Origin of the sequence: Pseudonocardia sp. EV170527-09, from assembly GCF_008369905.1 — a bacterium.
Taxonomy (GTDB): domain Bacteria; phylum Actinomycetota; class Actinomycetes; order Mycobacteriales; family Pseudonocardiaceae; genus Pseudonocardia.
Map to the genome: position 1 here is coordinate 1 of NZ_VRMC01000115.1, position 14477 is coordinate 14477.

12 protein-coding genes and 1 pseudogene are annotated in these 14477 nt (G+C 73.7%); 10 read left to right on the top strand and 3 right to left on the bottom strand.

What is annotated here, in order from left to right; translation table 11 throughout:
* Positions 1-317: leucine zipper domain-containing protein (locus tag FVA95_RS25140; RefSeq protein ID WP_149664620.1), on the bottom strand; the 317-nt coding region annotated here is incomplete at its 3' end.
* Between the two features lie 341 nt (positions 318-658).
* On the opposite strand from FVA95_RS25140, the gene FVA95_RS25145 reads away from it, so the two are divergent.
* The gene (locus tag FVA95_RS25145) at positions 659-1435 is read left to right on the top strand and encodes a DUF2382 domain-containing protein (protein WP_149666349.1); all 777 of its coding nucleotides are present in this window, start codon (positions 659-661) and stop codon (positions 1433-1435) included.
* A 110-nt stretch (positions 1436-1545) separates the two neighbouring features.
* On the opposite strand, the gene FVA95_RS25150 is transcribed toward FVA95_RS25145, so the two are convergent.
* Positions 1546-2607 carry an alpha/beta hydrolase gene (locus FVA95_RS25150; RefSeq protein WP_205015981.1) on the bottom strand — a complete coding sequence of 354 codons (1062 nt, stop codon included), beginning with the start codon at positions 2605-2607 and terminating at the stop codon, positions 1546-1548.
* A 222-nt stretch (positions 2608-2829) separates the two neighbouring features.
* On the opposite strand from FVA95_RS25150, the gene FVA95_RS25155 reads away from it, so the two are divergent.
* The 9 genes and pseudogenes from FVA95_RS25155 (at position 2830) to FVA95_RS25195 (ending at position 12930) form a co-directional block, all read left to right on the top strand.
* Positions 2830-4011, top strand: a complete 1182-nt coding sequence (locus FVA95_RS25155; RefSeq protein WP_149666350.1) for a lipase family protein — start codon at positions 2830-2832, stop codon at positions 4009-4011.
* 70 nt (positions 4012-4081) lie between these two features.
* Complete coding sequence (locus FVA95_RS25160; RefSeq protein WP_149666351.1) at positions 4082-5479, top strand: GntP family permease; 1398 nt, start codon at positions 4082-4084, stop codon at positions 5477-5479.
* A 173-nt stretch (positions 5480-5652) separates the two neighbouring features.
* Positions 5653-8202: pseudogene (gene rph, locus FVA95_RS25165) on the top strand (rifamycin-inactivating phosphotransferase).
* Positions 8203-8278: 76 nt separating this feature from the next.
* Complete coding sequence (locus tag FVA95_RS25170) at positions 8279-8716, top strand: VOC family protein (protein WP_149666352.1); 438 nt, start codon at positions 8279-8281, stop codon at positions 8714-8716.
* Between the two features lie 114 nt (positions 8717-8830).
* Positions 8831-9544, top strand: coding sequence for a FadR/GntR family transcriptional regulator (locus FVA95_RS25175; protein ID WP_149666353.1), 714 nt, complete (start codon positions 8831-8833; stop codon positions 9542-9544).
* Positions 9541-10500, top strand: a complete 960-nt coding sequence (locus FVA95_RS25180) for an asparaginase (RefSeq protein WP_149666354.1) — start codon at positions 9541-9543, stop codon at positions 10498-10500. The genes FVA95_RS25175 and FVA95_RS25180 overlap by 4 nt, the downstream gene beginning before the upstream one ends.
* A gap of 251 nt (positions 10501-10751) precedes the next feature.
* A complete protein-coding gene (locus tag FVA95_RS25185; RefSeq protein WP_240051723.1) occupies positions 10752-11741 on the top strand; it encodes an alpha/beta fold hydrolase in 990 nt (329 codons plus the stop codon).
* A 47-nt stretch (positions 11742-11788) separates the two neighbouring features.
* Complete coding sequence (locus FVA95_RS25190; protein WP_370460883.1) at positions 11789-12445, top strand: cyclopropane-fatty-acyl-phospholipid synthase family protein; 657 nt, start codon at positions 11789-11791, stop codon at positions 12443-12445.
* 2 nt (positions 12446-12447) lie between these two features.
* On the top strand, positions 12448-12930 hold the full coding sequence (locus FVA95_RS25195) for a DinB family protein (protein WP_205015982.1): 483 nt from the start codon (positions 12448-12450) through the stop codon (positions 12928-12930).
* Between the two features lie 802 nt (positions 12931-13732).
* Here FVA95_RS25195 and FVA95_RS25200 read toward each other — a convergent pair.
* Positions 13733-14477 (bottom strand): hypothetical protein (locus FVA95_RS25200; protein WP_205015983.1); only part of this gene is annotated, 745 nt, incomplete at its 5' end.

Below are 14477 nucleotides of genomic sequence, written 5' to 3' on the forward strand. Positions count from 1 at the left end.
ACCGCGTGCACGGTCGAGGCGGCCATGCCCAGGCGCCCGGCGATCTGGACCGGGCCCAGCCGGTGCCGCCAGCGCAGCCGTACGATTCGCCGCACCAGACCGACACGGGTCTTCGTCGGTGAGGACCTCGGCCGTGAGCTGCGGTCGGCCATCCCCGCCGGCCCCTCGGCCCGGTAGCGGTCGGACCACTTCTTGGCGGTCCGCGCGGAGACCATGAACATTGTCGCGGCCGCGGTGTGGGTCCAGCCGTGCTCGACGACGAGTTGAGCGAGCCGCAGCCGGGCGCGCGGGGTCAGGGCGGCGTTAGCGTGGGACACGAAGGCCTCCGGTGGGTGAAGCGGTTCCTCGACAGCTCCACTTCACAACCGGAGGCCTTCGTCTGTCAGCCAGACTCACCGCCCCCGGACGGGACAACCTCCCTGGACATCACACCTAGATCAAGTCCAGAACATACTGTCCCAAACATGTCGTCCGGGGTCGCCCGTGACGGGAACGTGATGCACCCAGCGTTGTCCCGCAGACGATCCCGTGGGGCCAGGTGGATGACGGACGTCACACGGACGACGGGGAACGGGGTCCCCGCCGCATGCCGGGGCCGTTTCGGGCCGACCCCACCGGTGTTCGACAGCAATCGCACCGAGCCACGGAGGACAGCAGCATGATCACGAAGGACATGACCCGGGAGCTCATCGGTCGCCAGGTCGTCGACAACCACGGCGAGAAGGTCGGCAAGATCGGCCAGATCTACCTGGACGAGCGGAGCGGGGAGCCGACCTGGGCCACGGTCAACACCGGGCTGTTCGGCACCAAGGAGAGCTTCGTGCCGCTGCAGAACGCCGACGTGCACGACCGCGACGTCGCGCTGGGTGTGGAGAAGCAGGCCGTCAAGGACTGCCCGCACGTGGGCCGCTCCGACGAGCGCCTGACCGGGTCGGAGGAGGACGAGCTCTACCGTCACTACGGCATCGGCCAGGGTCGCGCCGACGCCCGCCACGCCACCGGTGAGCGCACCGACCGCACCGACCGCGACCGCACCGCCCGCACCGGTGACGACGCGATGGTCCGGCACGAGGAGAACCTGCGCGTCAGCACCGAGACCGAGGAGACCGGTCGCGTCGCCCTGCGCAAGTACGTGGTGACCGAGGACCAGACCGTCACCGTCCCGGTGTCGCACGAGGAGGTCCGCCTCGAGCGCGAGCCGATCGACGGCACCGAGGCGACGGCCCGTCCGGGCGCCATGGGCGAGGCCGAGCACGAGGTGACCCTGCACCGCGAGCGCCCGGTCGTCGACAAGACCACCGAGGCCGTCGAGAAGGTGCGCCTGGGCACCCGCACCGTCACCGAGGACGAGAAGGTCTCCGACACCGTGCGCAAGGAGCGCATCGAGGTCGACGACCCGCAGCACGCCCTGCCCCGCGACGAGCGCCGCAGCTGAGCGACGCACCGCGCCACCGGCGCGTCACCGGAGCCCGCGCTCGGGCCCGGTGACGCGCCGGACCCATGTCCGGGCCGTCCGGGTACGTCACCGACGGTGCCCTGCGGAGATCAGGACGGGGTGCTGCTCGTACTCGGATCCGGTGCGGGCGCCGGGACCGGGGAGGCGAGCAGCGCGAACGCCGTCCGGAGCGCGCCGGACGCCTCGGCGACCGCCTGCCGGGGCCGGGTCCCGATCCCGAGCGAGGTCGCGAAGCCGTGCACCAGGTCCGGGTGGCGGCGCAGCGTGGCCGGGACGCCCGCCTCCCGCATCCGGGCGACCAGGTGCTCGCCCTCGTCGCGCAGTGGGTCGAACCCGGCGGTCGCGACGTAGGCCGGTGGCATCCCGGTCAGGTCGTCCTCGGCGATCCGCAGCCGTGGGTCGTCGCGCAGCGCCTCGGGCACGTACCAGCCGGCCATCGCCTCGATCGCCTCGCCGGTGAGCAGGAACCCGTCGCCGAACAGCTCGCGCGAGCGGGTGTGCCCCTCGAGCGCGGTGACGGGGAAGAACGCCAGGCAGAACACCGGTCGCCCGGCCGGGTCGGCGCCGTCGCGGCTGGTCTCGCGGGCCACCGTGAGCGCCAGGCTCGCCCCGGCGGAGTCCCCGCCGACCGCGATCCGGCCCGGGGCCGCCCCGAACTCCTCCGGGTGCGCCGTCACGTGCGCGAAGGCGGCCAGACAGTCGTCGACGGCGGCCGGGAAGGGGTGCTCGGGCGCCAGCCGGTAGTCCACCGAGAGCACCCGGGCGCCGGACTCGGCGGCCAGCGTCGCGCACAGCTCGTCGTGGGTGTCCAGGTCGCCCGCGACGAAACCGCCGCCGTGCACGTAGACGAGCAGTGCGCCGTCGAGCACGTCCGGTCCCGGCGGGGGCACGTACAGCCGTGCCCGCAGGTCGGCGACCGCGCCGGGGACCGTCCGGTCCTCGCGGCGCACCCCCGGCTCGGCGGCCCCGGCGACGACGCGGTCGACGAACGACTGGCCCGCCCGCATCTGCTCCGGCGGCGGGACGGGCTGCGGCCGGCGCGGGGTGAGCAACCGCAGCAGCAGCTGGATGTCGAGGTCGAGCTGCTGGCCGTCGCGGCGGACGGGCGGGCCTGCGATCACCCGCTTCACCGGCTTCGGCAGGGCCAGCACACCGCGTAGGGCTCCCCGTGCCACTCGCACCCGACGATCCACGGCGACCTCCCGCATCCACTCGATCTCCACCCCCGATTGTGGCACCGGGTGCCGTTGTGTGCTGCTGTGCGCGGCACGCATCACCCGCCGGTCGTCGCCGGATCGCAACCTCCGCCGTCCGTTCCTCGGTCGCCGGATGCTCGTTCAGTCCAGTGGAGATCATCTACGGAGGGGACGTGCATGAGGACGAGGCTGCGTGCGACGATCGTGGCGGGGGTGGTGGCGGGGGTGGTGGCGGTCGTCGCGGCGGTGGTCGCGGTGCCGCAGGCACTGGCCTCGCCGGACGGACCGGGAGCCGACGGGGATCCGGGTGACGTCGTGTCCGCGGAGCGGGTCCTCACCCCGACGGTGCCCGCCGCGACGGCGACCCGGATCCTCTATCGCAGCCTCGACACCGACGACCGCCCGGTCACGGTGAGCGGGATCGTCCTGACCCCGCTCGTCCCGGCACCCGGGCCGACCCGGGTCATCGGCTTCGCCGCGGGGACCCAGGGACTCGCCGACCGCTGCGCGCCGTCGCGGCAGCTGCAGGCCGGCACCGAGTACGAGGCCCCGGCGATCAGTGCGCTGCTGGGCAGCGGCTACACCGTGGCCGTCACCGACTACGAGGGCCTGGGCACGCCCGGCGAGCACACCTACGTCAACCGGGCCGCCCAGGCGCACGCCCTGCTCGACGTCGCGCGCGCGGCCCAGCGGGCCGGCGTCGGCGTGCCGGAGGACGCCCCGACCGCGCTCTACGGCTACTCCCAGGGCGGCGGGGCGTCGGCCGCCGCGGTCGAGCTGGCCCCGGAGTACGCCCCCGAGCTGAACCTCGTCGGCGCCTACGCGGGCGCGCCCCCGGCGGACCTGCGCGCCACCGGCCGCCTGCTCGACGGCGGCCCCTTCGTCTCGCTGCTCGGCTACGCCGTCTCCGGGTTCGACGCCGCCTACCCCGACCTCGGGGTGCAGGACCTGCTCAACGACCGCGGCCGTCAGGTCGTCGCCGAGCTGCGTGAGCAGTGCACCCAGGACTCCGTGCTGCGCTACCCGGGCCTGCGCTCGGAGAGCCTGTCCGCCGACGGCCGGCCGATCTCGGCGTTCCTCGACGAGGAGCCCTTCGCGAGCCGGGTGGACGAGCAGCTGATCGGACGCCGTACGCCCGAGGCGCCGGTGCTCATCGTGCACAGCCTCACCGACGACATCGTGCCGTTCGAGCAGTCCCGCGAGCTGGCGCAGCGGTGGTGCGCTCAGGGCGCCGACGTCGAGTTCCAGCCGACGCCCGCCCCCGGGCACGTCGGCGGCTACCCCGCCGGGTCGCCCAGCGCGCTGGCGTTCCTGAAGGCCCGCTTCGACGGTCAGCCGACGCACTCCACCTGCGACTGACCTGTTCGGACGGTCCACGAGCGACCCACCCGGGCGCGCGGCCACCCGGGCCGGACGCGACCATTGCGTCGTGAACTGGTCCGGGTGGTACCTCGTCCTCGTGCTCGTGGCGGCGATCGTCGTGCTGATCGTCCTGATCAACTCGCGGGTCCGGTTCAGCCCCTTCGTGGCCCTGCTGGTGGTGGCGCTCGGCGTCGGGCTCGCGGGCGGCGAGGACCCGGCCACGATCGTCGACTCGATCACGACGGGCGCCGGGGACATCCTCGGCGACGTCGGCCTCACCCTGGCCCTGGGAACCATGCTGGGGCGGCTGCTCGCCGAGTCCGGCGCGACCGGACGGATCGCCGACGCCGTGGTGTCGCGCTCCACTCCGCGCAGCCTCCCGTGGCTGGTGTGCGCGGCCGCGTTCGTCATCGGCGTGCCGATGTTCTTCGAGGTCGGTCTGATCGTGCTGCTGCCCTTGTTGTTCAGCGTCGCGCGCCGCCTGGAGCTGGAGGGGGCCGCGCCGTCGCCGTACGCGAGCGTGGCGATCCCCGCGATCGCGACGCTCGCGACCCTGCACGGAATGGTGCCGCCGCACCCCGGGCCGCTGATCGCCGTCGTCTGGCTGGGTGCCGACCTCGGGCGCACCATCGTCGTCGGGCTGCTGTGCGCGGTCCCGGCGATCGTGGTGGGCGGGCCGTTCTACGCGCGTCTCATGGCTCCGCGGTTGCCGGTCCGTCCCGACGCCGAGCTGGTCGCGCAGTTCACCGAGACCGGCACCGGGGCCGGGGGCGGGGTCGGGCCGGACGGCCGCCGCGCGGGGGAGCCCGCCCCGGTTCCGCTGCCGATCGCGCTCGTCGCCGTCGCGGTGCCGGTCGTGCTGATGCTGGCCCGCACGGTGGCCGAGGTCGCCCTGCCGGACGGCGCCGTGTTCCGGCAGGTCACGACCCTGCTCGGCCAGCCGATCGTCGCGATGCTCGCCGGTTTCCTCTACGCATTGTTCGCGCTCGGGCTGCTCCGCGGTCGCCCGGCCGAGGAGCTGCGGACCTCGCTCGCCGAGGCGGTGAAGTCGGTGACCGGGATCCTGCTCATCATCGGCGGTGGCGGGGCGTTCAACCAGGTCCTCAAGGACTCCGGCATCAGCGACGCCGTCGGTGCCGCCGCGTCCGGGCTGCCGGTCAGTCCGCTGCTGCTGTCCACCTCCACCGGCTCGGCCACCGTCGGCATCGTCGCGGCCACCGGTGTGGTCGCGCCGCTGCTCGCCGGGGCGGGCCCCTGGTACGTGGCGTTGGCCGTGGTCGCCGTCGGTGCCGGGTCGGTCGGTCTGAACTACGTCAACCACGCCGGGTTCTGGCTGGTCAAGGAGTCGTTCGGGATGACGGTGGGGCAGGCGACGCGCTCGCACACCGCCGTGCAGACCGTGGTGAGCGTGGTCGGGCTGGTGATGGTGCTGCTGCTGTCGCTGGTGCTGCCCGCCGGGGCATGACTGCGGCGGGAGCTTCTCCCGCCATGGTCAACGTATAACGCACCCGGGGACTTGCGGCAAGACCCCCGGGCCCCGCCAGACTCTGCGCCCGGCGCCGTGACCTGCGGCGTCGTGGCGACACGGGGGTGGACGTGCACGGGGTGCTGCAGTGGGACGAGGTCGGCCGGGACCGGGTGGACCTCGTCGGGGGGAAGGCCGCGCATCTGGGGGAGCTGACCCGGACGGCGGGGGTCGCGGTTCCCAGCGGCTGGTGCGTGACCACCGACGCCTACTTGGCCGTCGTGGGGAGCGCGCCCGGGTTCGACGCGTTGCTGGACCGCCTGGCCGGTCTCCCGATCGGTGACGACGACGGCCTCGCCGCGGTCGCGGCCGAGATCCGCGGTCTGGTGGCCACCCGGCCGGTCCCCGACGACGTCGCCGCGGCGGTCACCGCGGCCGTCGGCCGGGCCCCGGCGGGGACGGCGTGGGCGGTGCGCTCCAGCGCGACCGCCGAGGACCTGCCGACGGCGTCGTTCGCCGGGCAGTAGGACTCCTACCTCAACGTGGTGGGCACCGACGCCGTGCTCGACCGGGTGCGGGACTGCTGGGCGTCGCTGTTCACCGACCGGGCCGTGGCCTACCGCCGTAGCCGGGGTCTGGACCACCGGGCCGTCGCGATGGCGGTGGTGGTGCAGGAGATGGTGGTCCCGGACGTCTCCGGGGTGCTGTTCACCGCCGACCCGGTGACCTCGGACCGGACCGTGAGCGTCGTCGAGGCGGTGCCCGGGCTGGGGGAGGCGCTGGTGTCCGGCCTGGTCGCGGCGGACGCGTGGACGGTCCGCGACAGCGGCGGGACCGCCGAGGTCGTCGACGCGCGGACGGCACCGCGGACGGTCGCGGTGCGGCCGGCGCCGGGCGGCGGTACCCGTACCGAGCAGCTCGACCCCGACGGCGGGCCCCTGCTCACCGAGGACCAGGTGCTGGCCCTGGTCCGGCTCGGCCGGACCATCGAGGCCGGGCTCGGGAGCCCGCAGGACGTCGAGTGGTGCCTGTCCGGCGGCCGGTTCCAGGTCGTCCAGAGCCGCCCGATCACCACGTTGTTCCCGGTGCCCGACACCGACGACGACCGCTTCCGCGTCTACCTGTCGGTCGGCTACCAGCAGATGATGACCGACGCGATGCGCCCGCTCGGGCTGTCGGTGTGGCAGATGACGACGCCGCGCCCGATGGCAGAGGCGGGCGGGCGGTTGTTCGTCGACGTCACCGACGCCCTGGGCGCCCCCTCCGGACGTGCCGGCCTGCTCGCGGTGATGGGCCGGTCGGACCCGCTGATGGCCGACGCGCTGCGCACCGTGCTCGACCGCGGTGTGGTCGAGCTCGGCGCGGACCCGGCTGTGCCCGCGCCGGTGCACGGTGCGCCGACCACGGAGCCGCTCGACCCGGACCCCGCACCGGTCGCCGAGCTGGTGGCCGAGGGCAGGGCCTCGGTGGCGGAGGCGGCCCACCGGATCCGGGGCCGCGTCGGGCCGGAGCTGTTCACCGCGATCCGCGAGGACATCCCCGAGCTGCGCGCGCGGCTGAGCAACCCGCGCAGCACCCGGGTGTTCATGACCGCGATGGACGCGGCGTACTGGATCGACGAGCACGTCGGCGAGTGGCTGGGGGAACGGCCGTCGGACGTGCTGACCCGGTCGGTGCCCGACAACGTGACCTCGCAGATGGGGCTCGCGCTGCTCGACGTCGCCGACGCGATCCGCCCGTACCCGGAGGCAGTGGCGCTGCTGCGCCGCGCCGGCGACGACGTGCTGGAGCGGCTGCCGTCGGTCGAGGGTGGCACGGTGGCCCGGGACGCGATCCTCGGCTGGCTCGACGCCTACGGGGCCCGCTGTGTCGGCGAGATCGACATCACCCGGCCGCGGTGGCACGAGCGGCCGGCCGCGCTCGTGCCGTTGATCCTCGGTCACGTCGACGGCGAGGAGCCCGGCGCCGGGCGTCGCCGGTTCGACGAGGGCCGCCGGCAGGCCGAGGCGACCCGCGACGACCTGCTGGCCCGGCTGCGTGCAGGCGTCGACGGCGAGGCCCGCGCCGCGGCGACGGCGCTGATGATCGAACGGTTACGGACCTTCATCGGCTACCGCGAGTTCCCGAAGTTCGGCATGGTCTCCCGCTACGCGATCTACCGGGCCGCGCTGCTCGCCGAGGCCGACCGGCTCGTCGCCGCGGGGGTGCTCGACGACCGCACCGACGCCTACTACCTGCGGTTCGACGAGCTGGAGCAGGTCTCGCGGACCGGGCACGCCGACCTCGCGCTGGTGCGCACCCGGCGGGCGGAGTTCGCCGTGCACGAGACGCTGACCCCGCCGCGGGTGCTCACCTCGGACAGCGAGTGCCTCCAGGGTTCCTACCACCGCGACGACGTGCCGCCCGGAGCGCTCGCCGGGCTCGCGGTGTCGGCCGGGACGGTCGAGGGCCGCGCCCGCGTCGTCGCCGACCTGTCCGGCGCCGCACTCGAACCCGGGGACGTGCTGGTCACCGCCTACACCGATCCCAGCTGGTCACCGGCGTTCGTGACGATCGCCGGGCTGGTCACCGAGGTCGGTGGGCGGATGACCCACGGTGCCGTCGTCGCCCGCGAGTACGGTCTGCCCGCGGTGGTGGGGGTGGAGCACGCGACCCGGCTGATCCCCGACGGCCGGCGGGTCCGGGTGGACGGCGGAAGCGGTCTGGTCGAGATCCTCGACTGAGTCGTGTCGAGAACGGGGGACCGGCTCCGTCCCCGGGACGGACGCGGCCACGGGGCCGCGCGATCGGGAGGACGTCATGAGCGTGCTGCGGCTGGACAACGTCGGTGTCGTCGTCACCGACCTCGACGAGGCGGTCGCGTTCTTCGGCGCGCTCGGCCTGGAGCTGGAGGGTCGGGCGACGGTGGAGGGTCCGGACGTGGACCGGCTCGTCGGGCTGGACGGCGTGCGGTGCGACATGGCCGTCGTGCGGACGCCGGACGGCCACGGCCGGCTGGAGCTCATGCGGTTCGGCTCGCCGTCGTCACCGGCCGGGGATCCGGACGCCGCGGTGAACGTGCCGGGCATCCGGCGGATCATGTTCGCGGTGACCGACGTGGCGGAGACGCTCGCCCGGCTGCGCGGGCACGGCGCCGTGCCGGTCGGCGACGTGGTGCCGTTCGGCGGGGCGCACGTGCTCGCCTACGTGCGGGGACCGGGCGGCATCCTCGTCGCGCTGGCCGAGGAGACCGGCTGACCCGGTCGCTCCCGGTCCCTTGACAGCGGCCGCCCCGGCCCAGCACCCTCGTGCATCGTGAACCTGTCAGACAGCCGGACAGCCGGACAGTACGGTCCCCGTCGCGTCAGCGCGATGGAGGCCGTGCTGTCCCACCTGCGCGCCACCATCGAGCGGGGCGAGTACCAGGTCGGCGACAAGCTGCCCGCCGAGGCGGCGCTGAGCGCGGAGTTCGAGGTCAGCCGGTCCGTGGTCCGCGAGGCGCTCCGGGGTCTGCAGGCACTGGGGCTGACCGAGTCGCGCACCGGGCGGGGCACCTTCGTCGTCGCGACCGGACCGACCGACGACCCGACCTTCGGCGCCTACAGCGCCCGTGACCTCGTCGAGGTCCGCCGGCACGTCGAGATCCCGGTCGCGGGCTACGCCGCCCTGCGGCACGAGGACGCCGACCTCGACGAGCTGTGGCACCTGGTCGGGCGGATGGACGCCGAGACCGACGACGCCACCTGGGTCGCGCTGGACTCGCTGTTCCACATCACGATCGCGCGGGCCTCGCGGAACCCGGCGTTCACCAAGGTCATCGAGGAGATCCGGGAGGCGCTGGCCGCGCAGTCGTCGTTCCTCAACAAGCTGGGCGACCGGCGCGAGCAGTCCAACGCCGAGCACCGGCGGATCGTCGCCGCGATCGCGGAGCGCTCCGAGGAGCGCGCCGTCGCCGAGATGACCGCCCACCTGGACCACGTCGAACGGACGCTGGCCGGGATCGTCCGCGAGGGCGGCGAGCCGATGAGCGGGGCCACACGGACCACGGGCCACGGCACCCCGGACGGAGAGGACGACACGGAATGACCCAGCTGACCGCCCCACCCAGGATCGGGGTACCGGCCCACGAACCACTGGTGCACCTGCTGCGTGACGGCATGGTCGAGGGGGTGCACCACGGCTCGGTCGTGGTCCTCGCCCCGGACGGTTCGACGCTGTTCGCCGCGGGGGACCCGGACGTCGCGTTCTACCCCCGTTCGACGGCGAAGCCGCTGCAGGCCGCGGCGATGGCCCGGCTCGGGCTGCGGCCGGGGCCCGCCGGGTTCGCGATCGCCGCCGCGAGCCACTCCGGTGAGCAGGCCCACCTCGGCGCCGTCCGGGCGCTGCTCGGCCCGATCGGCGTCGACGCGCTGCGCAACCCCGCCGACCTGCCCTACGACCCCGAGGAGCGGGACGCCTGGCTCGCCGCGGGCCGGTCCGCGTCGCAGCTGGCGCAGAACTGCTCCGGCAAGCACGCCGCGATGCTGCGGACCTGTGTGCTGCGCGACTGGCCGACCGAGGGCTACCTGGACCCGCGGCACCCGTTGCAGACGGCGATCCGGGAGACCGTCGAGGACCTCACCGGTGCCGCGGTCGCCAGGACCGCCGTCGACGGCTGCGGCGCACCGCTGTTCGCCATCTCGCTGCGGGGGCTGGCCGGCGCGCTGGCCCGGCTCGTGACGGCCGACCCGGAGACCCCGGACGGCCTGGTCGCGGCCGGGATGCGTCGGCACCCCGAGCTCGTCGGCGGGTCCCGGCGTCCGGTCACCGCGCTGATGCGTGCCGTGCCGGGGCTGCTCGCCAAGGACGGCTTCGAGGCCGTCACCGTCGCCGCGCTGCCCGACGGCACCTCAGTCGCCGTGAAGATCGCCGACGGCGGGCTGCGTGCGCTGCGCCCCGTCGTCACCGCCGCGCTGGCCCGGTGCGGCGTCCACCTCCCGCCGGGGCGGACCGATTTGCGGGTCATCGGGCCCCTGGCCGTCCTCGACGGAGAGGCCGTGTGAGCGCTGTCCGGCCCGGCTGCTGTGCCCAGAGGTGCTCGACCGGCGGCTGGGTCCACTGACCCGGGGCTGTCGTCGCACAGGGTCGTGACCCGCGGCGCGTACCTCGTGGCGGGTGTCGGCCACGCCGCTGGATTGCCGATTCGCAAGATTTCTTGCAGCTCGGGTAGGCGGGCGCCGATGCTGCGGAGGTGAACCTCCTCCGAACAGTCCTCCGCGGCAGGGGCGGTGGGCAGGGCCCACGACGTCATGGCGTGGTCGTCGCCCTCACCGTGCTGGTCCTCGCGGGCGGCTGCGGGACCGGCGGCGTCCCGGACGCCGGCCCGGCACCGGTGCCGCCCGGCGCGACCGGGTTCGACGCCGCCACCCGGGACGACCCCGAGTTCGACGGGACGTTCCGGCACGGGTTCGCCGACGTCGACGGGGTCCGGATGCACTACGTCGCCGGCGGGACCGGCCCGCCCGTGGTGCTCCTGCACGGCTGGCCGCAGTCCTGGTACGCGTGGTGGCCGATCATGCCCGCCCTCGCCGAGCACCACACCGTCTACGCGGTCGACCTGCCGGGACTCGGGGACAGCGAGGGTGTCCCCACCGGCTACGACAAGGCCACCCTCGCCCAGTACGTGCACGGACTGGTCGCGGGTCACCTGGGGTTGCGCGAGGTCCGCGTCGTCGGGCACGACCTGGGCGCCGGGGTCGGGTTCCGGTACGCGGCCCAGTACCCGGACGAGGTCCTGCGCTACGCCCACCTCGACTACCCGCTGCCGGGGCCCGTGCTCAGTGCCGCGAGGTACCGCACGTTCAGCTGGCACATCGCCTTCCACACCAAGCGGGTCGTGCCCGAGGCCGTCGTCGCCGACGACGTGCGCGAGTACCTGAGCCTGTTCTACGCCCAGGTCGCGCTCGACGGGGAGAGCTTCGGCGGCAGCCGCACGGCGCCGCCGTTCGACGAGCGGGAGATCGACGAGTTCACCCGGACCTACAGCCGACCCCATGTCCTGAGCGGCGGCTTCGAGCTCTACCGGGCGCTCGACCGGGACGAGCGCGACAACACCGCGGCCGCCCCCGTCCCGACGCCGACGATGCTGATGACCGCGCAGGGGCTGCTGGAGTCGACGAGACCGTCCGTCGAGTCGCGCCTGCCGAACCTGGTCCGCGCGGTGGAGGTGCCCGGCAGCGGGCACTGGCTGCCCGAGGAGAACCCGGGGTTCGTCCTCGCCGAGCTGCTCGCCTTCCTGTCGTGACGGCCACCCGTCCGACCGCACACCGACCCCTTCCGGAGGAACCACCGATGGACCCCATGCCGACCGCGTCCGATCCCGAGACCTTCTGGGACGAGCTGTACCGCCGCCGCGACGGGGCAGAGACCCGCGCCAACCCCCTGCTCGCCGAGGTCGCCGGTCCGCTGGCACCGGGAACGGCGCTCGACCTCGGATGCGGCGCCGGGGGCGACACGATCTGGCTCGCCCGACGGGGCTGGCACGTCACGGCGGTGGACATCTCCGACGCCGCCGTCGACGGGCTTGGGCGCCGCGCCCGCGCCCACGGGCTCGCCGCGCGGATCCGCGCCGAGCGCCACGACCTCGCGACGACGTTCCCGGACGGGACGTTCGACCTGGTCTCGGCCCAGTACCTGCACACCCCGTTCACGCTGGACCGCGACGCGGTGCTGCGGACCGCCGCCCACGCGCTGCGCCCGGACGGGCTGCTCCTCGTCGTCGACCACGGGTCCGTCGCACCCTGGTCGTGGAACCAGGACCCCGGCACCCGCCACCCCAGCGCCGCGGAGATCGCCGCCGGGCTTGGTCTCGACCCCGACGGGTGGACCGTCGAGCGCGCCGACGAGCCCACGCGCCTCGCGAGCGGCCCCGACGGCCGTACCGCCACCGTCGTCGACACCGTCCTGGCCCTGCGCCGCGCCGGCGACGCCCGCACCCACCGGAGCTGACCGTGCCCCGACACCACGACACCGCCCTCCCGCGCGACGCCGCGGACGAGAAGAGCGTCCTGACGGGGTTCCTGGGCCACCTCCGCGGCGCGGTTGCCGCCAAGGCCGACGGCGTCGGGGACCCCGCCGCCCGCGAGCCCGGCGTCCCCTCGGGGACCAGCCTGCTCGGCCTGCTCACGCACCTGACGCACGTCGAACGCCACTACTTCCTCGGCGAGGCCGTCCGCGACTGGCCCGCGACCTTTCGGCCACGCGACGAGGACACCGCCGAGGACGTCGTGGCCGCCTACCGGGAGGCCACCGCCCGCGCCGACGCGGTCATCGACACCTGGTCCGACCTGGACCGGGCGGCGCCGCTGCCCGCGGGACGGAGGTCGGCCCCGTCGCGGCGCTGGCTGATCGTGCACATGATCGAGGAGACCGGACGCCACGCCGGGCATGCCGACATCCTCCGCGAGCGCATCGACGGCCGCACCGGGCGCTGATGCCCCGGGCACGACGAACGAGGCCCCTCGCCCTGTGTCAGCAGGTGAGGGACCTCGTTCTCCGTCGAGCGTTGACGTGCCCCGGCAAAATTCGAACCTGCGCTCTCGCTCCGGAGGGCGGGAGCCCACGGCACGGATGCGGCGATGACCACCAAGAATGTCAGTTCAGCTTCGAACGCAGCGCCAAGTTCGGGGCATATTCGGGGACGATCCGTTTGAACAGTGGGGCCACGGGTGACAGTCGCTCCGTTGTCACTCCCCTTGTCACATCTGTTTCCCCAGCTCAAGACCGGTCCTGTGACGTAGTGACAAGGAACAACTGGGGGACTGGCCACCTAGTTGGTCGAGTCCGACGACGGAGGCCAGCTCGCGAAGACATCGAGCGGGAGGAGACCAACGTAATAGGGATCGCCTCCAACCGGCTGAACAGTGCGAGCGTCTCGGCGGGCCGGTCCTCGGCTCTGGCGATGCAGCGCAGGTGAACCTTCTCCGAGTCGTCCTCCACGGCCGGGGCGACTGCCAGGGCCCACGACGTCAGGCGTCGAGAGGGCGTATACCGGACGTCGCGGCCGCCCTCTCCGACAGCCCGACTCGGTGCAGTCCTTCTGCGGCCCGCCGCAGGGCTGAGGCCACGGCGGCGAGGCCCGGCGAGAGCCGAGCACCTTCGGACTCACCGGCCTGTTCCTGCTGCCGCTGTCCTGGTCGGGCGACCAGAGGACGAGCGTCCACCGCCTCCGGTGTGCCGTCATACCTACGCTTTCGAGGAATGGGCGAGCCGGCGAACGACAGTAGGGGATGTCCGTCACATCGGCGCGGGCGGAACTCCGTTGCCGTCCGTCTCGGCGCTCCCTACGGGGGCGTACCAGATGAGTCGCTGCTGCCCATCCTCACTGAGCAATGCGTAGCAGTCGTAGGCCAGCGGTCCCCGCTCCGGGTGGTGCAACCTCTTGGTCTCGTTCCGTCGGATGGCGACGTCCTGCTGGGCCCAGAGCCGGGCGAACCACGGGCTCCGCGTGGTGAGCGCTCCGATCAGTGTCTCCGCGTCGGGGTCGTTCGGTCCGCGGCGGGCGACGCCGATCCGCAGATCGGCGATGAGCGCGTTCGCCTCTGCGTCGTGGTAGTCGTCGTCGAACTGTGCTCGCACGACCGGATCGGTGAACCACCGATAGACGTAGCTGTCGGTCAACTCCGAGGACGCGGGAATGGGGCCGTGCAGTTCGGCTGCCGCGTCGTTCTGTGCGAGAACGACCTGCAGATCCGTGGTGACGTAGGCGGGAACATCATCGCCGAACCGCCCGAGAAGATCGCGCATGGCGGGCAGGAGCGCCACGTGCGACGAGCGGTGCGGCTGGTACCGCCCGGCCAGGGTGAACGCATGGGCGCGCTCGTCCTCGCTCATCCTGAGCGCCTGCGCGACGGCGTCCAGGACCGCCGAGGAAGGCTGAGCCGTTCCTCGCTCGATCTCGATGATGTCCGCGTACGGGCTCTGATGTCGCTGTAGGTACGAGCTGGTTTGTCGTTGGTCCGGCGCGTCGGACCGAAGATCA